Origin of the sequence: Cypionkella sp., assembly GCF_034376685.1 — a bacterium.
Classification (GTDB): Bacteria; Pseudomonadota; Alphaproteobacteria; order Rhodobacterales; family Rhodobacteraceae; genus Cypionkella.
The window spans coordinates 18,527-38,216 of sequence record NZ_JAXMJJ010000086.1 but is presented as its reverse complement, the minus strand read 5'-3'; the positions used below and the strand labels follow the sequence as shown (position 1 = coordinate 38,216).

The 19,690-nt window shown below is 61.6% G+C and carries 18 protein-coding genes; 12 read left to right on the top strand and 6 right to left on the bottom strand.

What is annotated here, in order from left to right; translation table 11 throughout:
- Window position 1: 1 nt before the first annotated feature.
- Genes U1A24_RS16585 through ccmI form a run of 3 tightly spaced genes read right to left on the bottom strand, consistent with a single transcriptional unit; the run spans window position 2 to window position 1,944 of the window.
- Complete coding sequence (locus tag U1A24_RS16585) at window positions 2-235, bottom strand: DUF1289 domain-containing protein (protein WP_322323093.1); 234 nt, start codon at window positions 233-235, stop codon at window positions 2-4.
- Window positions 236-736: a Holliday junction resolvase RuvX gene (ruvX, locus tag U1A24_RS16580; RefSeq protein ID WP_322323092.1), complete on the bottom strand. Its 501-nt coding sequence runs from the start codon at window positions 734-736 to the stop codon at window positions 236-238.
- Window positions 733-1,944: a c-type cytochrome biogenesis protein CcmI gene (gene ccmI / locus U1A24_RS16575; protein WP_322323091.1), complete on the bottom strand. Its 1,212-nt coding sequence runs from the start codon at window positions 1,942-1,944 to the stop codon at window positions 733-735. The genes ruvX and ccmI overlap by 4 nt, the downstream gene beginning before the upstream one ends.
- 189 nt (window positions 1,945-2,133) lie before the next feature.
- On the opposite strand from ccmI, the gene U1A24_RS16570 reads away from it, so the two are divergent.
- The 9 genes from U1A24_RS16570 to U1A24_RS16530 all read left to right on the top strand — a co-directional run bounded on the left by U1A24_RS16570 (window position 2,134) and on the right by U1A24_RS16530 (window position 10,460).
- Window positions 2,134-3,381, top strand: a complete 1,248-nt coding sequence (locus U1A24_RS16570) for a sarcosine oxidase subunit beta family protein (RefSeq protein ID WP_322323090.1) — start codon at window positions 2,134-2,136, stop codon at window positions 3,379-3,381.
- An 82-nt stretch (window positions 3,382-3,463) separates the two neighbouring features.
- On the top strand, window positions 3,464-3,820 hold the full coding sequence (locus tag U1A24_RS16565; protein WP_322323089.1) for a hypothetical protein: 357 nt from the start codon (window positions 3,464-3,466) through the stop codon (window positions 3,818-3,820).
- A gap of 126 nt (window positions 3,821-3,946) precedes the next feature.
- Window positions 3,947-4,270 carry a sarcosine oxidase subunit delta gene (locus U1A24_RS16560; RefSeq protein ID WP_322323088.1) on the top strand — a complete coding sequence of 108 codons (324 nt, stop codon included), beginning with the start codon at window positions 3,947-3,949 and terminating at the stop codon, window positions 4,268-4,270.
- Complete coding sequence (locus U1A24_RS16555) at window positions 4,267-7,275, top strand: sarcosine oxidase subunit alpha family protein (protein WP_322323087.1); 3,009 nt, start codon at window positions 4,267-4,269, stop codon at window positions 7,273-7,275. The genes U1A24_RS16560 and U1A24_RS16555 overlap by 4 nt, the downstream gene beginning before the upstream one ends.
- Window positions 7,268-7,819: a sarcosine oxidase subunit gamma gene (locus U1A24_RS16550; RefSeq protein WP_322323086.1), complete on the top strand. Its 552-nt coding sequence runs from the start codon at window positions 7,268-7,270 to the stop codon at window positions 7,817-7,819. Before U1A24_RS16555 ends, U1A24_RS16550 begins: the two co-directional genes overlap by 8 nt.
- 98 nt (window positions 7,820-7,917) lie before the next feature.
- Window positions 7,918-8,322 (top strand): hypothetical protein, encoded by a 405-nt coding sequence (locus tag U1A24_RS16545; protein WP_322323085.1) that lies wholly within the window; start codon window positions 7,918-7,920, stop codon window positions 8,320-8,322.
- 96 nt (window positions 8,323-8,418) lie between these two features.
- Window positions 8,419-8,829 carry a hypothetical protein gene (locus U1A24_RS16540; protein ID WP_322323084.1) on the top strand — a complete coding sequence of 137 codons (411 nt, stop codon included), beginning with the start codon at window positions 8,419-8,421 and terminating at the stop codon, window positions 8,827-8,829.
- Between the two features lie 122 nt (window positions 8,830-8,951).
- Window positions 8,952-9,551, top strand: a complete 600-nt coding sequence (locus U1A24_RS16535; RefSeq protein ID WP_322323083.1) for a superoxide dismutase — start codon at window positions 8,952-8,954, stop codon at window positions 9,549-9,551.
- A gap of 18 nt (window positions 9,552-9,569) precedes the next feature.
- Complete coding sequence (locus U1A24_RS16530; protein WP_322323082.1) at window positions 9,570-10,460, top strand: metallophosphoesterase; 891 nt, start codon at window positions 9,570-9,572, stop codon at window positions 10,458-10,460.
- Window positions 10,461-10,495: 35 nt separating this feature from the next.
- Here U1A24_RS16530 and U1A24_RS16525 read toward each other — a convergent pair whose 3' ends face one another.
- Window positions 10,496-11,053 carry a TIGR00730 family Rossman fold protein gene (locus tag U1A24_RS16525; protein ID WP_322323081.1) on the bottom strand — a complete coding sequence of 186 codons (558 nt, stop codon included), beginning with the start codon at window positions 11,051-11,053 and terminating at the stop codon, window positions 10,496-10,498.
- A 98-nt stretch (window positions 11,054-11,151) separates the two neighbouring features.
- On the opposite strand from U1A24_RS16525, the gene U1A24_RS16520 reads away from it, so the two are divergent.
- On the top strand, window positions 11,152-12,660 hold the full coding sequence (locus U1A24_RS16520) for a LysM peptidoglycan-binding domain-containing protein (RefSeq protein ID WP_322323080.1): 1,509 nt from the start codon (window positions 11,152-11,154) through the stop codon (window positions 12,658-12,660).
- On the opposite strand, the gene U1A24_RS16515 is transcribed toward U1A24_RS16520, so the two are convergent.
- Window positions 12,638-13,006, bottom strand: a complete 369-nt coding sequence (locus U1A24_RS16515) for a helix-turn-helix domain-containing protein (protein ID WP_322323079.1) — start codon at window positions 13,004-13,006, stop codon at window positions 12,638-12,640. The two genes, U1A24_RS16520 and U1A24_RS16515, sit on opposite strands and share 23 nt — an antisense overlap.
- A 202-nt stretch (window positions 13,007-13,208) precedes the next feature.
- Between U1A24_RS16515 and U1A24_RS16510 the strand changes: the two genes are divergently transcribed.
- Together U1A24_RS16510 and U1A24_RS16505 are read left to right on the top strand one after the other, a co-directional pair.
- Complete coding sequence (locus U1A24_RS16510; RefSeq protein WP_322323127.1) at window positions 13,209-14,978, top strand: ABC transporter ATP-binding protein/permease; 1,770 nt, start codon at window positions 13,209-13,211, stop codon at window positions 14,976-14,978.
- Between the two features lie 163 nt (window positions 14,979-15,141).
- The gene (locus U1A24_RS16505; RefSeq protein ID WP_322323078.1) at window positions 15,142-17,739 is read left to right on the top strand and encodes a caspase family protein; all 2,598 of its coding nucleotides are present in this window, start codon (window positions 15,142-15,144) and stop codon (window positions 17,737-17,739) included.
- A 3-nt stretch (window positions 17,740-17,742) separates the two neighbouring features.
- Here U1A24_RS16505 and U1A24_RS16500 read toward each other — a convergent pair whose 3' ends face one another.
- The gene (locus tag U1A24_RS16500) at window positions 17,743-19,431 is read right to left on the bottom strand and encodes a calcium-binding protein (RefSeq protein WP_322323077.1); all 1,689 of its coding nucleotides are present in this window, start codon (window positions 19,429-19,431) and stop codon (window positions 17,743-17,745) included.
- Window positions 19,432-19,690: the final 259 nt, after the last annotated feature.

Genomic DNA, 19,690 nt, shown 5'->3' with positions numbered 1-19,690 from the left:
GTCAATCTTTGCCGCCAAGGCGGGCCATGCGACCGCCGCGGCGTTTGCTGAGGGTTCCGGCGCGGGAGGGCAGGTCTGCGATGATGGCTTTGCGTTCGGCGGGCGTCAGGCGGGACCAGCTGGCGATCTCGTCAATGCTGCGGAAACAGCCGACGCAGATGCGGGCCTCGGGATGGACGACGCACAGCTTGACGCAGGGGCTTTGGATTTCTTCGCGTTTCCAGACTTCGTCCATTCAGTCCTCGTCCCGTTCGGGGGCTGGTGGGGTGCGGCCCATGTAGCTGAGCCGATCCAGCGCGCCTTGCAAGATATAGCCTGCGGCGACTTGGTCAATGACTTCGCGGCGACGTTTGCGTGAGGTGTCGCCTTCGATCAAAGCGCGTTCGGCCGCAACGGTGGACAGGCGTTCATCCCAGAAGGTGATTGGCAGGTCGGTCAGCTTGATCAGATTGCGGGCAAAGGCACGGGTGGATTGCACGCGGGGGCCTTCAGAGCCGTCCATGTTCAGGGGCAGGCCGAGGATGATGCCGGCGATATTGCGCTCGGTGAGGATTTTCAGCAGGGCGGCGGCGTCTTCGGTGAACTTGGTGCGGCGGACGGTGTGGATCGGGGTTGAAACGCTGCGGCGCAGGTCAGACACCGCGATGCCGATGGTCTTGTCGCCAAGATCAAGGCCGCAGATGGCGCGGTTGGCGGGCAGGGCGGCGAGGAATTCGGTGATGTCGGTCAGGATCATGGGGTGACTCCGGCGGTCGAGGCTGCGGCTTCGATCTGACCCAAGGCGGCATCGTCAGCTTGGAACACGGCCAGCGCCTTGTCATAGGCGGCTTTGGCGCGGGTTTTTTCATTGATCACGCCCAGCGAGGTGATCAGTTTGGCCCATTCTTCGACCGGGCCGCCCTCGGTGGTCAGGCGGGTTTCCAACTGGTTGACCATGCCTTTGATCATGTCTTGCCGATCAGCGGCGGAAAGCTCGCCTGCGTTGGCGACATCTTCGGCGCTGGGGCCTTTGGCGGCGGGGAGTTGATACTTGATGCCCGCAGCATCGGCGGTGTCTTGCAGCATACCGCGAATGGGCGCGATCCACGGTGCATCAGGGGGGCTTTCCCGCAGCAAGGGTTCCCACAGCGCGAAGGCGCGGTCGGGGCGGCCGATTTCGGCAAACATCAGGCCGGAGAAATAGCGGGCAAGCGGGTTGGTAGGATCAAGCTCCAGCGCGCGGATCAGGTGTTTTTCAGCCTCGGGGGTGACAAGGCCACCTGCTGCAAAGATCATGGTCTGGGCAAGGCCCGCGTGATCATTGGCCGAGGCGTTGTCGCCCATCAGATCCAGCAGATGTTGCTGGGCGGTGCGGGCGGCGATGTAATTGCCAAGCTGGGCCTCGTTTTTCGCAAGCAGGGCAAGGCCTTGCGCGTCGTCCGGGCGCGCGATCACGGCGGCGCGGAGTTTTTCCATCAGGGCGGTGAATTCGGGATCGGGCTGCACGGGGCTGGGCTGCACTGGGGCGGCTGCCTCGGCTGCGGCTTGGCTCGGGCGGTCGCGGTAGACCTGATCGGCGATGGCAAGGCGATCGGTCAGCGGCAGGTCGCCATAACCGGGCGCACCGATGCGGTCGTAGGTGTAAAGCGCTGCCACTGCGGCGAGGATCAGGGCAAGGGCGGTGGGCCAAAGCTTGCCCGACCTGCCGGCTGCGGGGGCAGATTTTCGCGCGCGGTCGGCGTCGAGCAGGCGACGCGAGACTTCGGTGCGCAGACGCTCGGCCTCGGGGGGCGAGATCACGGCACGGGCGAGATCGCGGTCGACCTCTGTCAGTTGATCCCGGTAGACTTTCAGGGCGGCGTCATTGTCGCTGCTAGCATCGCCCCGGCGGTAGGCTTGCAGCAGGATCGCCCCGACTCCGATTGTCAGCGCCACCAAAGCCGCCCAAAAGATCCAATCCTGCATCATCCGCCCCTTACACACTGGCCCCGATGTAGGCGGTTTGCCCCCTGCACAAAAGGGGGGATTCTGCCGCAGGGCGGTGATCTGGCTGAAACCGCCAGCCATGTCGCAATTTTCCCGATTGTGCCGCTGCTGTTGCGGGATAAAAGCAGGGATCACGCGATAAGCGGCGGAAGATATGAGGGCCAGCCCATGAAACGCTATTCGGTTTTCGCCATCGCCAAAGAGGCGCTGAATTATCACCTTGGATGGGAGCGCGCTTGGGCAGCACCCGCGCCGAAAAAGCACTACGATGTGATCATCGTCGGGGCGGGTGGGCATGGTCTGGCGACCGCCTACTACCTTGGCAAGAATTTCGGCATCACCAATGTCGCGATCATCGAAAAGGGGTGGCTGGGCGGTGGTAATACTGGTCGGAATACCACGATCATCCGGTCGAACTACCTGCAAGACCCCTCGGCTGCGATCTACGAGAAGGCACGCAGCCTGTATGAGACGATGTCGCAGGATCTGAACTATAACGTGATGTTCAGCCCGCGTGGCCTGCTGATGCTGGGCCAGACCCATCATGAGGTGCGGGGATATTTGCGCACGGTGCATGCCAACAACATGCAAGGCGTGGCGACCGAATGGATTTCGCCGCAGCGGGTGAAAGAACTGGTGCCCATCATCAACATCGACGGGCCGCGCTATCCGGTGCTGGGGGCGTTGTATCAGGCGCGCGGTGGCACGGCGCGGCATGATGCGGTGGCTTGGGGCTATGCGCGGGCCTGTTCCGATATGGGTATGGATATTATTCAGCAATGCGAGGTGAAGGGCGTTACGTCTGAGGCTGGCGTTGTGACCGGGGTTGAGACCACCAAGGGCTTCATCGGTTGTAAAAAGCTGGGCGTGGTGGTGGCGGGGCATTCCGGCCAGGTCGCGGAAATGGCCGGCTTCCGTTTGCCGATTGAGGCGGTGGCTTTGCAGGCGATGGTATCGGAGCCGATCAAGCCCTGCATGGATGTGGTGGTGATGGCCAACACCGTGCACGGCTATATGTCGCAATCCGACAAGGGGGAGATGGTGATCGGCGGCGGCACCGATGGTTTCAACAACTTCACCCAGCGCGGGTCTTTCCACCATATCGAGGAAACCCTGCGGGCGCTGATTGAGACGTTCCCGATGATCTCGCGGCTGAAGATGCTGCGGCAATGGGGCGGGATTGTCGATATGACCGGCGATCGCTCACCCATCATCTCGAAGACGCCGTTGGGGAACTGCTTCATCAACTGCGGTTGGGGCACCGGTGGTTTCAAGGCTATTCCGGGCTCTGGCTGGGCGATGGCCGAGTTGATGGCGAAGGGCGAGCCGGGGGCTTTGGCCGAGGCGTTCAACATGTGGCGCTTCAAGGAAGGCCAGTTCATTGACGAGTCAGTGGCGGCTGGGGTGGCGCATTGATGGCGGGTTTTGCGCCCTTGTGGAACCAAAACGGGCTGAGCCGCGTTATCTTGGCAGATACCTTCTGCAAGGAGACTGCATCATGTCTGACCAATATCGCCCACCCGAAAGTAATGTGCCTGTCACCAAATCCAGCAACATCGGCTTTATCGTCGGCGGTCTTGTCGTCGCGGTGGCTTTGCTGCTTTGGTTCGTCTTTGGCGACCGAGCGACCACGGCGGCGGACAACAACGGCACGACCAACTCTGTCACAGTTGAAACTCCCGCTCCGGCTGATCCAGTGGCCCCAGCTCCGGCTGACCCCGTTACACCAGCCCCGGCTGACCCCATCGCTCCGGCTCCTGCCGATCCGGTCACTCCCTCGCCCGCTGATCCAGTCACGCCTGCGCCCGCTGACCCGGCACCTGCCACGCCTCCGGCAGCCCCTGCTAACCCGTAACACTGCGGGCCTGCGGGCTAGTATTGATAACCTAATTTTGGGCGGACACCGTGCGGTGTCCGCCCTTTTCTCGTATCCGCAGATGGCCCCGGCTGCTGCGGTCAAATTGCCAACAGGGATGACGCTATGCTGATTCTGGAATGTCCGTATTGCGGCGTCAAAGCCGAAGAAACCGAACTGAGCCCCGGCTACGAGGCGCATCTGAAGCGGTTTGGACCGGGGTCTTCGGACACCGAGTTTGAAGACTACATGTTCGCGCGCAAGAACCCCAAAGGGGTGCATTTTGAGCGGTGGCGGCATGTCTATGGCTGCGGCAAGTGGTTCTTGGCGGCGCGGGATACCAACACTTTGGAGGTGTTCGGCACCTATCCGGCGCAAACTTCGGCACCGCCTGCCGATCTGCAAGACAAGATCAAGGCCAAACGGCCGGACTGGAAGGGCTACAAATGAGCACCCGTCTCTCAAAAGGTGGTCGTCTGATCGACCGCTCGGCTCCGCAGGAATTTTCGTTCAACGGCAAGAAGATGCGCGGTTTGGCTGGGGATACTCTGGCGGCGGCGCTGCTGGCGAATGACCAGATGCTGCTGGGCCGCAGCTTCAAATATCACCGCCCGCGTGGGTTGGTGGCGGCGGGGCCGGAAGAGCCGAACGCTTTGGTCGGTCTGGGGCGTGAGGGGCGGTTTGAACCGAACCAGCGCGTGACCACCACGGAATTGTTTGACGGGCTGGAAGCGGCCAGCCAGAACCACTGGCCGACGCTGGAATTTGACGTGGGGGTGATCAACAACACTCTGGCGCGGTTCCTGCCGGGGGGGTTCTACTACAAGACCTTCATGTGGCCGCGGGCTGCGTGGAAACATGTGTTCGAGCCGATCATCCGGCGTTCGGCTGGCTTGGGTAAGGCTCCGACCGCGCGCGATGCGGATCGCTATGAGTATACCTACAGCTTCTGCGATGTGCTGGTGATTGGCGGCGGCATTGCGGGTCTGCAGGCAGCGCTGGTCGCGGGGGCCTCTGGTGCGCGGGTGATGCTGCTGGAACAATCGGCGCAATGGGGTGGGCGTGCGCCTGTCGATGGCGATGTGATTGAGGGTAAACCGGCTGAGGTTTGGATTAACTCCGCCGTGCAAAGCCTTGCAGCACTTGAGAATGTGACGATGCGGCTGCGCACGATGGGGGCTGGGGTTTACGATCACGGCTATGTGCTGGCGGAAGAAAAGATCGCCGATACCACGCCGGGCGATGGGCGGCCCAAGCATAGGTTGTGGCGGATTCGCACGAGCCAGATCGTGACGGCGACAGGGGCGATTGAGCGGCCGTTGTCGTTTGCGGGCAATGATATTCCGGGCGTCATGCTGGCTGGATCGGTGCGCGAGTTTGTGGTGAATTATGCGGTGTCGCCGGGCGACCGCACGGTTGTTGTGACCAACAATGACGACGCGTATCGCACCGCGATTGCACTGAAGGAGGCGGGGCTTGCGGTGCCGTGTATCGTTGATGCGCGTGCTACTCTGACCGGGGCCTTGCCTGCGAAAGCGCGTGCGATGGGTATTCGCATTGAGGCGGGCCGCGCGATTGCCAAGGTCAAGGGCGGCAAGCGGGTGACGGGCGTGTCGCTCTGCGTGCAGGCAGGCGAAGGCGCTGTTCTGGAAGAGATTTCCTGCGATGCGGTGGCGATGTCGGGGGGGTGGTCTCCGGTGGTGCATCTGTGGAGCCATTGCGGCGGTAAGCTGGTGTGGGACAAGACCCATGCGCATTTCCGCCCCGATGCGACGCGTCCGCCGACCGGGCAGGATGGCTTGGCGATGGTGGTGCCAGTGGGTAACGCCAATGGTGCGATGACGGCGGCTGAGGCTTTGGTCGATGCGGCCAAGGGTGGCCAAACTGCTGCCGAGGCTGCGGGCTTCAAGGCCGAGGCTGTGGCTGCGATGGCGGAAGCCTCGCCCGAGGCTGATATGGAAGCGGTCTGGATCATGCCGCAGGGTGCCGGGCCGAAGCTGAAGGCCAAGATGTGGCTGGATTATCAGAACGATGTGAAAGTCTCGGACGTTCAGCTGGCGGCGCGCGAGGGCTATACTTCGGTCGAGCATACCAAGCGCTACACCACTTTGGGCATGGCGACGGATCAGGGTAAATTGAGCAATATCAATGGACTCGCCGTGCTTGCTGATGCGTTGCATGAAGAGATTCCGCAGGTCGGCACCACCACCTTCCGCCCGCCCTATGCGCCTGTAACTTTGGGCGCTTTGGCAGGCGAGTCGCGCGGCGATATCTTCCAGCCGTTGCGCAAGACGCCGATGCACGCGTGGCATGAGAAGAACCATGCCTATTTCGAACCTGTAGGTCTGTGGCGCAGGCCCTATACCTTCCCACGCGCGGGTGAGAACCATGAGCAGGCGGTGCATCGTGAGGTGATCAACACGCGGACCAATCTGGGCCTGCTGGATGCCTCGACGCTTGGCAAGATCATCGTCAAAGGGCCGGATGCGGGCAAGTTTCTGGACATGCTTTACACGGGCGTCATGAGCACTTTGCCGGTGGGCAAGTGCCGCTATGGGTTGATGTGTTCCGAGCAGGGGTTCCTGTCAGACGACGGCGTTGTCGCGCGGATTGATGAGGATACCTGGCTTTGCCACACCACCTCGGGCGGGGCGGATCGCATCCATGCTTGGATGGAAGATTGGCTGCAATGCGAGTGGTGGGATTGGCAGGTTTACACCGCCAACGTGACCGAGCAGCTGGCTCAGGTAGCGGTGGTTGGCCCTAATGCGCGGAAAGTGCTGGAGAAACTGGGCGGGATGGATGTTTCCAAGGAAACCTTGCCGTTCATGCAATGGGCAGATGGCACCTTGGGCGGCTTTCCTGCACGGGTGTACAGGATCAGTTTCTCGGGTGAGTTGTCCTATGAAGTCGCAGTTCCGGCGAGCATGGGGTTGGCGTTCTGGGAAGCTTTGCACGCGGCGGGCGCTGAGTTTGGCGCGATGGTGTATGGCACGGAAGCACTGCACATCATGCGGGCCGAAAAGGGCTTTATCATGATCGGCGATGAGACGGATGGCACCATTATTCCGCAGGATTTGAACCTCGGTTGGGCGATCTCGAAGAAGAAAGCTGATTTCCTGGGCAAGCGCGGGCAGGAGCGCAATTTCCTGGCCTCGCCGGATCGCTGGAAGCTGGCTGGGTTTGAGACTTTGGATGGCTCGGTCATTCAGGACGGCGCTTATATTCCCTCGGCGGGCAAGAACGCCAATGGGCAGGGCAATACCCAAGGTCGGGTGACCTCGACCTATTACTCGCCAACCTTGAAAAAGGGCATTGCGATGGGGTTGATCAAGGGTGGCTTGGACCGGATTGGCGATGTGGTGGAGTTTACCACGATCACCGGCGGTGTGGTGAAGGCCAAGGTGGTTGATCCGGTGTTCTATGACAAAGACGGGGAGAAGAATAATGTCTAATGTGGTCAGCGCTTTAGGACATGCCTCGTTTGACGGATTTGCGAAGGTGCGGGAGATTGGCCCGGTTGGGATGATTTCCTTGCGCGCCAAATCCGATCTGCCGGGCTTGGCGGCGGCAATCATGGCGGCGGTGGGCACGGGCGTGCCAGAGCCGCGCCAGATCGAGATTGCGGGCGAGAAGGCGGCGGGCTGGATGAGCCCGGATGAATATCTGCTGATGCTGCCTTATGGCGAAACCGATGCGGCGCTGGCGGCGATTGCCGAGGCTTTGCGCGGTCAGCATCATCTGGCAGTGACGCTGTCGGATGCCCGCGCGGTATTTCGGATTGAGGGGGCGAAGGCCGATCAGGTGTTGGCGAAGCTTTCCCCGGTGGATTTCGCGACCCTGGGGCCGAAGGAATTGCGCCGCACCCGTGCCGCGCAAGTGGCAGCGGCGTTCTGGAAAGACGGCGACGGCTATACGCTGGTGTGTTTCCGCTCGGTTGCCGCTTATGTCATGGGCTTGCTGAGCCATTCTGCGATACCGGGCAGCGAGTTGGATTGACGTCGTTTCGATCAGATTTCATTGATTTCCCATTTGAGCAATCTTGCTGGCGGGCAATTGCTCCGCTAGCGTCAGGTCAGGCATGATCAGAATGGGAAATGATGTTCAAATTTGGTTTGGCGCTTGGCGCCGTTATGTGTGCGGCGTCGTCTCTGCACGCCGAAGTTGTGGATTGTACGTATAAGACGAACGAAAAGTCTTTCATTACGGACCGCTATATATTCGCTTACGAGCAGGGGAATCCAGAAGCGGCTGTGATTGATGGCTATATCAAATACAAGCTTGGAAAACCGCAGGATGCCAAGCTTGAGGCCAGAGGCGACAAGCTTCTGTTCACTTGGAAAATTCCGGTGAAAGACATGTATGGTGCGACGGCCAATATGTATTATCGCAATACGCTTGATCCCAAAACCATGACGGCAAAAATGACTGCTATGGCCGCAGGCGTGCCGGGCGAGGCGATAAACTTTACCGCTTCAGGCAAATGCGAAGTCACTGACTAAAAGACCGGTAAGGCCAAAAAGTCGAAATCCAAAGGCTAAGCCGTTGTCAGTCGCGATGCGTCGGATTTCTGGGCTATTCAAACAGGGAATGTGAATATGAAGTCGTTTGTTGAAGGTTGCATGGTTGCGATTGCCTTGGCCCTGGCCACAGGTGCCGCCAGCGCCAAGCCGGTGATTTATAATTGCAAACCGGTCATTGGCCGCTCGGATTCGGTGATCCAGCCCGAATATGTGATCTCGTATGACAAAGCCTCGGGTGAGGTATTGGTCAATGATCCGATCATCATGAGCACCGTCGGCAAGCCTATTCAAGGCAAGTTGCAGTCGGAAAGCGATGTGCGCGCTGTGTTTGACTGGCGGCTGAAATCGCTGAAAGGCCCAACCAATACAACATCCTGGCAGTATCGCGCGCGGGTGTTCAAGGACGGTCGGCTGTCGATGACGGTGACGCCCGTGGGGTATGACAACCACTTCTCCAGCGAGGGGCGCTGCACGGTCAGCAAGTGACGGCTGCCAAGGTGTTGCGCGAGAATAAGTAAAGAAGTCGGGAAATGCCGCAGTTGCCCTTGACCTTGGCGTTTCAAAGTCACTTATAGAGGGCAACGCACATCTGAACAGGAGTTAATCCGATGGCTTTTACCCTTCCCGATCTTCCCTATGCGCATGACGCTTTGGCAGGCCTTGGCATGTCGAAAGAGACGTTGGAATTTCACCACGATCTGCACCACAAGGCCTATGTCGACAACGGCAACAAGCTGATTGCGGGCACCGAGTGGGAGTCCAAGTCGCTGGAAGAGATCGTCAAAGGCACCTATGTCGCCGGTTCGGTCGCTCAGAATGGCATCTTCAACAACGCCAGCCAGCACTGGAATCACAACCTGTTCTGGGAAGTGATGGGGCCTGCGGGCAAAGCCATGCCGGGTGATCTGGAAAAGGCGCTGGTTGAGGCGTTTGGCTCGGTTGCCAAGTTCAAGGAAGATTTCGCCGCCGCAGGCGCTGGTCAGTTCGGTTCGGGCTGGGCTTGGCTGGTGAAAGACAAGGACGGCGCTTTGAAGATCACCAAGACCGAGAACGGCGTGAACCCGTTGTGCTTCGGGCAGACCGCGCTGCTGGGTTGTGATGTGTGGGAGCATTCCTACTACATCGACTTCCGCAACAAGCGCCCGGCTTATCTGTCGAACTTCCTTGAGAAGCTGGTGAACTGGGAAGCGGTTGCGGCAAAGCTGTAACGCGATGACATTCCGACCATGATCAGTCGGCGTGGATTTTTGAAAAGCCTGCTGGGGGGAACCCTGGCAGGCTTTTTCATGGGAGGCTATTCTGTGGCAGAAGCGGCTTTGCGGTTGCATGTGCAAAACTGGGCGCTGCAGCCAGCGGGGTGGCGGCGCGGGCAGCGGCTGCGGATTGCGATGGTGGCGGATTTGCACGCATCCAGCTTTGGCATGGATGAGCGGCGGGTGGCGCGGGTGGTCGAGCTTGCCAATGCGCAAGGTGCCGATCTGATTGCCCTGATGGGGGATTACCGGGCCTCGCATCGGTTTCAGACCCGCAAGGTGCCGATTGACGTGGTGGCCCCGATTTTGGCGGGGTTGCGGGCTCCGCTGGGAGTTTACGCAGTGACGGGCAACCATGATTGGTGGGATGACCGCGAAGCGATGGCGCGCAGGGCGGGGCCTTGCCACACGCAGGTGGTGCTTGAGGCGGCTGGCATCCCGGTTTTGGCCAATCGGGCGGTCAAGCTGGGGGCGGCCGGGGCGGCGTTCTGGTTGGGCGGCACCGAAAGCCAAGCCTGTTTTCAACGCGAGAACCGCCGCGATATTATTGGGATGTCAGATGTGCCGGGGGTGGTGGCGCAGATGTCGGGGGATGATCCGGCGATCTTGCTGGCGCATGAACCGGATCAGTTCATCACCGTGCCGGACCGGGTGGCGTTGACGCTTTCCGGCCATACCCATGGCGGGCAGATCCGCTTTGGACCTTGGGCCCCGGTGGTGCCGTCGCGGTTTGGTCAGCGGTTTGATTATGGGCATTTTCGCGAGGGCGCGCGCGATCTGGTGGTGTCGGGTGGGCTTGGGTGCTCGGGTCTGCCGATCCGCTTTGGTGTGCCCCCCGAGATTACCGTGGTGGATTTGTCCTGAGCGGGCGCAACTTTTCTGCCTGTTTTCGAGAGGCCTCAGGCCAAGGCGGCGCGTAGGGCAATGGTCAATGCAGGCACATCGGGGATGGCGGTGAAATAGCCTTTGATCGAAGCGTCTGCGAAGCCTTCGGCGATGATGTGATCAAGCAGGGCGATCAGCGGGGTCCAGTAGCCTTCCGAGTTCAGCAGGAAAATCGGTTTGCGGTGCAAGCCGATTTGCGCCCAGGTCAGCACTTCGAAAAACTCATCAAGCGATCCGGCACCGCCCGGCAGCACCACGACGGCATCCGAGTTCATGAACATCACCTTCTTGCGCTCGTGCATATCCTCGGTGATCACCAATTGGCTGAGATCGCCCTTGCCGCGCTCTGCAGACATCAGATGGGTGGGGATGACGCCGAAGGTGGGCGCGCCTGCGGTTTGGGCCGTGCGGGCGACCTCACCCATCAACCCCACATCACCCGCGCCGTAGACCAAGCGCCAGCCTTGTTCCGCAATCGCTGCGCCCATCGCGCGGGCCGCGGCGGTGTGGGCCGGGTTGTGGCCGGGACGCGCGCCACAGAAGACACAGATCGAAGGCAGAGCACGGGCCATGAGCATATCTATCCGAAAATTGTTGCTTTAACGCCTGATATAGCGGTTCCATGACGAAAGAAAGAAGGGCCGGGAACAGGCCCAGATCGGGGGAAACGATGGCTGGTTGGAATGGCTTGAGCGCTGCGGCGCGTGGGGCGGTGCTGGTGGGAGGCGCGGCGGTGGTGGCCGTCGCGGGATATTTCGGATTTTTGCGTGCGCCTGAGGGTGAGCCTTCGGTGGCAGATGAGGTGGCGGTGGTTGCACCTGTCGCTGAGGTTCCAGCGGCTGATGAGGGCGCGGCGGCGGCGGCTTCGGCAGAAGTTGCTGCGGCGCAAACTGCGGTGGCCGAGCCAGCAGCCGCTGCGAGCGATGCTGCCCCGGTTGCGGAAGGGGTTGCCCCGAGTGAGGCCCCGGTTGATGCGGCTGCGGCTATTCTGCCGCGCTTTGACGTGGCGCGCGTGGCCCCGGATGGGGCTGCGACGGTGGCGGGGGTGGCTGCTCCGGGGGCGACGGTGGCGTTGCTGGTGGATGAGGTCGAGGTGGCGCAGGCTGTCGCAGACGGGCAGGGCAAGTTTGCGGCATTGTTCGATCTGCCGCCCAGCCCGGTTGCGCGGCTGCTGACATTGCAGGCGACGGGCGCGGATGGCGTGGCGGTGCGGGGGCCTGAGAGGATGGCGCTGGCTCCGGTCATTGGCGCGACGGATGTGGCGGCGGCAGGTGCGGCAGAGCCCACGTTGCAGGCCCCGGCGGCGGTGTTGGTCGCGCCTGAGGGGGTGAAGGTTTTGCAGTCCGCAGGCGAGGAACCTGCCGAGATGGCCGCGCATGTGGTGGTGGATACGATCAGCTACGCCCCCGATGGTGCGGTGATGCTGGGCGGTCGGGCTGCGGCGGGCGCGGGCTTGCGGGTCTATCTGGACGGTGCTGCGATTGCGGATGTCATGGCGGGGCCGGAGGGGGCTTGGGCCACAACATTGGCCGATGTGGCGGCTGGGATTTACACGCTGCGGGTGGATCAGTTGGCGGGGGATGGCACGGTCACGTCGCGGTTTGAGACGCCGTTCAAACGTGAGGCTTTGGCGGCTTTGGCTGCTGCTGCGGCGGCACCTGAGATCAGCGTGGACGCGGCAGCCAGTGTGGTGGACGTGGCCGAGGACACTGCGCCTGAGCTTGTTCCTGCACCTCCGACTGCTGCGGATGCTGCTGCCGAGGTGGCTCCGGCGTCACCTGCTGCCGGGGCAGAGGTTGCGGTGGGCGATGCCGCACCTGCGGTTGAAACCGCCGCCGCGGATACAGCACCTGTTATCGAGGCCGCACCTGTTGACGCCGCCGCAGCGATCCCTGACCCAGCACCTGTTCCAGAAACTGCGCCTGCTGCTGCCATCGCCGCCGCCGCCGCTCCTGTTGCCGCTGAACCTGCGGCAGACGAACTTGCGGCTGTGGCCCCTGCAAAAACGGCTCCGGTTTCTGTCACGGTGCAGCCGGGCTATACGCTGTGGGGCATCGCGCAGCAGAATTTTGGCGATGGCGTGCTGTATGTGCATGTGTTTGAGGCTAACAAGGACAAGATCAAAGATCCTGACCTGATCTATCCGGGGCAGGTGTTTACGATTCCTGCGGCTCCTTAGCGGGTGCTATAATTGGCGCCGCCACGCTTTGGCCGTGGCGGCAGCAGGCCATCACCTCGGGGTGTTCCATGCAGCAATCGTTCAGAAGAAAGCTGATCGTCGCCCCCATGCCGGCAGCGTCGACCGAATAGAACACGTTGCGCGCCAGTTTGCGCGAGCGGATCAGGCCGGCTTGCTCCAGCGCCGCCAGATGGAACGACAGCCGAGACGACGACAGGCCCAGCGCGCGGCTGATCTCGCCTGCGGCCAGTCCCTGATCGCCCAAGGGCATCAGCAGACGCATCAGATCCAGCCTTGCCCCATTGGCAAGCGCGGACAGGGCGGCGAGGGCTTGGGATTTCTCCACGTTTCAACTGCTCATGAATCATTGAACTATCTTGGTGTAGCGGATAAAGCGGGGTCGGTAAAGCGGGTGCGGCCTTTGGGCCCCTGCGATGAGGGATCAAGTGATGCGGAATACGACAGTCAAGGCCAGCGCGGCCACAGCCAGTTCGACAACGGCCAGCCCGGCAAATGACACTGACGGCCATGCCGGTGGCTGGGCGACGATGAAGCGGGTGGCACCGTATCTGTGGCCCGAGGGTGAGACCTGGATCAAGGTGCGGGTGGTCGCGGCGCTGCTGTTCTTGCTGGCGGCCAAGCTGGTGTCGATCACCATGCCGTTCATGTACAAGCAGGCGGTCGATGCTTTGGTCGGCAAAGACCCGAGTGCAGCGACGATGCTTGCTTTGGGTGCGGTCGGCCTGACGATTGCCTATGGTCTGGCGCGCTTCGGTTCGGTGGCTTTTGGTGAGGCGCGCGATTGGGTGTTTGTGCGGGTGGGCCAACGCGCGCTGCGCAAGCTGGCTTTGGAGACCTTTACCCATATTCACCGCTTGTCGATGCGCTATCACATCACCCGCAAAACCGGCGGGCTGAGCCGTGTGATCGAGCGTGGGGTGAAGGGGGTCGATTTCCTGCTGCGCTTCATGCTGCTGTCGATTGGGCCGTTGATTTTGGAGCTGTCTCTGGTGTCCATCATCTTCGCTTTGTATTTCGGCTGGACCTATGCGGTGGTCGTGGTGGCAACGATTGCGATTTATGTGACCTATACGTTCAAGGTTACCGAGTGGCGGGTGCAAATCCGTCGCCAGATGAATGATCAGGACACCGACGCCAACCAGAAGGCGATTGATAGCCTGCTGAACTTTGAGACGGTGAAGTATTTCAACGCCGAGGCGCGGGAAGCTGCGCGGTATGATGGCGCGATGGCGGCTTATGAGGGCTTTGCCGTGCGCACTGGGCAGAGCCTGTCAGTGCTGAACATGGGGCAGAGTTTCATCATCACCACCGGGCTTATTCTGGTGATGGTGATGAGCGCTTATGGGGTTGAGGCCGGGCAGTTTACCGTCGGCGATTTTGTGATGGTCAACGCCTATATGGTGCAGATCACCATGCCGCTGAACTTTCTGGGCACGGTTTACCGCGAAATCCGACAGGCTTTGGTCGATATGGCGGCGATGTTTCATCTTTTGGGGCAGCCGGAAGAAGTCACCGATAAGCCGGGGGCTGGCGCATTGCAGGTGACGGGCGGTGAGGTCACGTTTGACGATGTGCGCTTTGCCTATGATCCGTCGCGGCCCATTCTGAAGGGGATCAGTTTCACGCTGAAGCCCGGGCAGCGCTATGCTTTGGTCGGGCCTTCGGGCTCGGGCAAGTCGACGATTGGGCGGCTGTTGTTCCGGTTCTATGATGTGACCGGCGGAGCCATTCGGATCGACGGGCAGGATTTGCGCGATGTGACGCAGACCAGCCTGCACGGGCTGATCGGTGTGGTGCCGCAGGATACGGTGTTGTTCAATGATACCGTGCATTACAACATCGCTTATGGCCGTGCCGATGCGACCGAGGCCGAGATTGTGGCGGCGGCGAAGGCGGCGAAGATCCATGACTTCATTATCTCGCTACCGGATGGTTATCAGACCACGGTGGGCGAGCGTGGCTTGAAGCTGTCGGGTGGCGAGAAGCAGCGGGTTGGCATTGCGCGCACCTTGCTGAAGAACCCGCCGATCTTGGTGCTGGATGAGGCGACTTCGGCGCTGGACACCCAGACCGAGCAGAGCATTCAGGAAAGTCTGCGCGAAATGGGGCAGGGCCGTTCGGTGATCACCATTGCCCACCGTTTGTCGACGATTGCCGATGCAGACTGCATTCTGGTGTTGGAAGATGGCGTGGTGACAGAACGCGGCACGCATGACGAGTTGCTGGCGCGCGATGGCAAATACGCGGCGATGTGGGCGCGGCAATCTTCCGAGGAAGAAGCCGCAGAGGCGGCGTAAGCTGCGCCAGAGGCTTTGCTTTACGGACTTCGGTTTTAGGGGCAGGATGAACCACCTTAGGAACACACTATTCACAGGCTGATCTTGTCTTGGTTTTCTTTCAATCTGAACAAGATTGAAAGAAAACCGCTGTTCGGTGAATTTCATGCTGCCCCGATTGTTTTTGATATTTTGCCTTCTGCTGCCCGTGCAGGCCTTGGCCGAACGGCGGGTGGCGCTTGTGCTGGCGGCAGAGGATTACCGCAGTCTGCGCAAGCTGGACAATCCGGTGAATGATGCTGTGGCGGTCGAAGGCTTGCTGTCGGGGCTTGGCTTTGAGGTTACGGTTGAAACCAACCGCGATCTGCGGCGGATGCGCCGGGCGCTGGAGGATTTCCGCGAGGATGGTGCGGGGGCGGATGTGGCTTTGCTGTTTTACGCAGGCCACGGGGTTGAGATTGCCGGGGTGAATTACCTTTTGCCCGTGGATGCGCAGGCGGGCACGGCGGCTGCGGTGGCGGACAGTGCCTTGCCACTGGCGGAAGTGCAGGCGGCTTTGGCCTCGGTTGCGCCGATTGGCATTGTGTTGCTGGATGCCTGCCGGGAAGATCCTTGGGGTGGTGGGGCCACGGGGCAGGGGCGCTCGGCTGTGGCTTTGGACGATGCTGTTGATGCGCCGCGCCCCGGTTTGGGCCGGGTTGGCCGTGCGGACGGCGTGTTGTTTGCGTTCTCGGCAGCCCCCGGCGAGGTCGCGGCGGATGGTGAGGGCAAGGACAGCCCGTTCACCGAAGCCTTGTTGCGGAACTTTGCAACGCCGGGGGTCGAGGTGCGCACGGCGCTGACCTTGGTGCAGCAGGATGTCTATGACCGCAGCCGGGGCAAGCAGTTGCCCTATATCGAAAGCGGCTTGCCGAAATTGTTTTTCGCGGCGCAGTTCGGGGAACTGGGCGAGCGCGATCGGCTGTTGGTGGCGATGGCGGGCTTGCCAGCGGAATTGCGCGCGGAAGTCGAGGCTTTGGCGCGGGAAAAGGACATGCCGCTGGCGCCGCTATATGGCGCGCTGATGTCGGCGGATCTGGCGGGAAAGGACAGGGCTGCGCGGGCGCAAGCCTTGGTGCAATCGGCGGAGTCGTTCCTGCGGTTTCGCGCGCAGGTGCAGCTGTTGGCGGCGGATGATCCGAAGGTGGCCGCGTTTCGGGCAGAGGCCGAACAGGCGCTGGATCTGGGTGCGTTTGATCTGGCGCGTGCGGCTTTGGACAAGGCGGCGCGCTTGGATGCCGAGGCGCGGGACGCGTTGCGTGACAATTACCGCGCAAGGACGTTGTCCGAGGCGCAGACCCATGCTTTGGCTGCGTCGGCGGCGAAGGCGGATTTGCGCTACGATCTGGCGATGGCCGATCTGGCCCGCGCCTTGGCGCTTTATGCGGAACTGGAGGGCGCAGCGCTGCCGCGCGCGGATCGTGAGGCCTACACCGACCTTTTGTGGGATCAGGGCGATTTGTTGCGCAACATCGGCAATACCCGCTTTGCGCTGCGCAGCTATCGCGCGTGGGAGGCGGTGGCGGCGGCACGGGTTCAGACCAGCCCCGAAGATGCGGATTTCCTGCGCAACTGGTCGGTGGCGCGGGTCAATGTGGGCGACATGCTGCTGTTGCAAGGTGATCTGGACGCGGCAGAGGCAGAGTTTCGCGCCGCCTTGGTGGTGGATGAAGATCTGGCCGTACGGCCCAACGCGCCGCTGAAATGGCGGCATGATATGTTCGTCGTGCAATCCAAACTGGGTGATGTGGCGCAGTTGCGCGGCGATCTGGCGGCGGCTTTGGCGCTGCAAGAGGCCGGGCTGGCTGTGCTGCGGCTGCTCGTGATCGAATATCCTGCCCGCGATGACGTGCGGCGCGATCAGGGGCTGTCGCTGGACCGGGTGGGCGATTTGCGCAAGCTGGCGGGCAATCCGCGCGGGGCTTTGGTGGTTTACAATGAGGCGATGGCGCTGCGGCAGGCTCTGCTGGCGCGGCTGCCCGAGCGGGATGATCTGCGGGGTGATCTGGCGAGCAGTCTCGACAAGATCGGCGATGTGTTTCTGGCGCTGAATGATCCGAAGGCGGCGCAGCTGCGGTTCAAGGCGGAAGTGGCTCTGCTTGAGGCGCTGGTGGCCAAGGATGCGGGGCAGACCAAATGGCAAAGCGATCTCGCGATGGGCTATGCCAAATTGGGCGAGGCCCGCGCGGCGCTGGACGCGCCAGCCGAGGCGGTGCAGCTTTACACCCGGTCGCTGGAGGTGCGGATGAAACTGGCCGCGCTTGATCCTGCCAATGGCGACTGGCAGCGTAGCGTGGCAGTCGCGCAGTCGCGCTTGGGGGATTTTGCTTTCAAGGCCAAAGACTTTGCCGAGGCCGAGCGGCGGTTTGCGGCGGCCCTTGCGATTTCACAGGCGCTGACGGCGGCGGAACCGGCCAATGCCCTGCATCAGCAGGATTTGGCGGGCACATTGGACCGTTTGGGCGACGTGGCCTTGATGCAGGGCGATCCTTTGCGGGCGCGCGATCTGGTGCAGCAAAGCTATGCGATTGCGCAAACGATGGCCGCGCGCGATCCGGGTAATGTGGAGAGCCAGATGAATCTGGTGGCCAGCCTTGTGCGGGTGGCGATCTATGAGGATGACCCCAAGCAGCGCCTGCGTGAGGCTTTGGTGGTGCTGAAGGCATTGCAGGCAGAGGGGCGGCTTGATCCGGGGCGGGCGGATTGGATCGGGATGATTGAGGCGCAGGTGGCGGCACCCTAGGTGCTATTCCTCGCGCACCAGTGCGATTTCGCCCAAGCCCACCGCACGGCTGCCCATCACATTGGCTACGACCACACCATCGAGACGGATCGCGGTGAAAATGGCGTCGGGCGATTGCGTCACGGTGACGACGGGCGGGATTTCAACGTGGTCGGCATCGTAGCGCGGGGTGTAATGCAGCTCCAGCTGATCGGTCTGGAAGGCGTAATCGGTGATCGTCGCGGCGGCGGTGCCATCGGCCCATTGGCCCTCGATCTCAAAACGGTCCGCGCCTGCGCCACCCGTGGCGGTGTCACCGCGACCGATGATCAGCGTGTCATTGCCATCCCCGCCTGACAGGGTGTCTGCGCCGTCATTCCCTGTCATGCTGGCTTCGGCGGAATGGGTGTCGGAATAGCCTGACAGAGTGTCGTCGCCACCGCCGCCAAGCAGGCTGTCAGCCCCGGCCCCGCCTGACATCAGATCATTGCCGCTATCGCCTGCCATGCGGTCCGCGCCATCACCGCCATGCAGCGTATCCAAGCCGTCGCCGCCGCGCAGCGTGTCAGCGCCCAAGCCACCGTCGATGCTGTCATCGCCGGCCTGGCCCAGCACCGAATCATTACCGTCGCCCATCGCGGCATCATCGTCGCCCGCGCCAAGATCGGCATAATCTGCCCCTGACGAGCCGGTCAGGTGGTCTGCGCCACCCTCCAGATGCCAAGCCGTGGGATCGCTGCCCCCGCTCAGACTGTCGTCGCCATCGGTGCCTTGCTGCTCTTCGGTGTAGTTGCCGGGCACATATTGGGTATCGGTGGCGGCGTCGGGCACCAGCACGATGTCGTTCAGGTCGAAATCATCCACGCCGTCCAACTGCGCGACGATCGCGCCGTTCATGCGAATCTCGGTGCTGCCATCGGTGGTGTGGGTGAGCGTCATCACCGGGGCGACCTCGACCGAGCTGTCAGAGGAATATTGCGGCGTATAGCTGATCAGGATCTGATCCTGCGCCGCATTGTAGTCAAGAATATGGGTCAGTGCCGTGCCATCGTTCCAGCGGGTGTCGAGATTGAACGTGTCATTGCCCGCGCCACCTTGGGCAATATCGCCGCGGCCGATCAGCAGAAGGTCATTGCCATCGCCGCCGACAAGCTGATCGCGGCCCTCAACCCCGTTCATGCCGCCAGCACCTGCGGCCCCCGGCATGAAGCCGGAGAGCGTGTCATCGCCCAGACCACCGTTCAGAATGTCATTGCCGGTGCCGCCCCACAGCTGATCATTGCCGTCGCCACCCGCAAGGCCATCATCGCCAAGATTGCCCTCAAGCTGGTCATTGCCCGCGCCGCCAAACAGCGAATCTGCGCCGACACCGCCTGCAAGGCTGTCATTGCCCGCACCGCCCAGAGCGATATCATTGCCCGCGCCCATTTCAGCCGCGTCATCGCCCTCACCAAGATTGGCATAATCATCCGCCGAAGATCCGGTCAGATCATCATCGCCGTCGTGCAGGAACCACGCCTGATTGTCAGACTCTGCGCTGACAGTGTCATTGCCATCGGTGCCGTCATGCCTATCGGCGTAGTTTTGCCGGTCATACAGCGGATCTTCGTTTGAGCGGCCGCCATCAGACTCGTCATCCGAGCTACCGACGCCGAGGTTCAGGCCCAAAGCGCCGAGAAACAGGAAGATATTGGCAAGGATCGCGGGTTCCATCAAACAACTCTGGCAATAAGGACAGGTTTGCGAAAGATTTCACGCAAATATGTTAACAATTCGTCCTAATCGCGGCAGTTTGCCTGATCTGCGCGGATTAGGGATCAGCCACCGCTTGGCCTGCGGCAGGGTTGGCGGCTTGGACTGTCGCGGGGCTTGGCAAGTTACGGGCTTTGCCTGTAAGACAGGGCCAAGAGATCCCGCAGAATGGCGGGGCCAAGATGAAAGCCAAAGGCCGCAAGCTTTGGCGCGAAAGAGA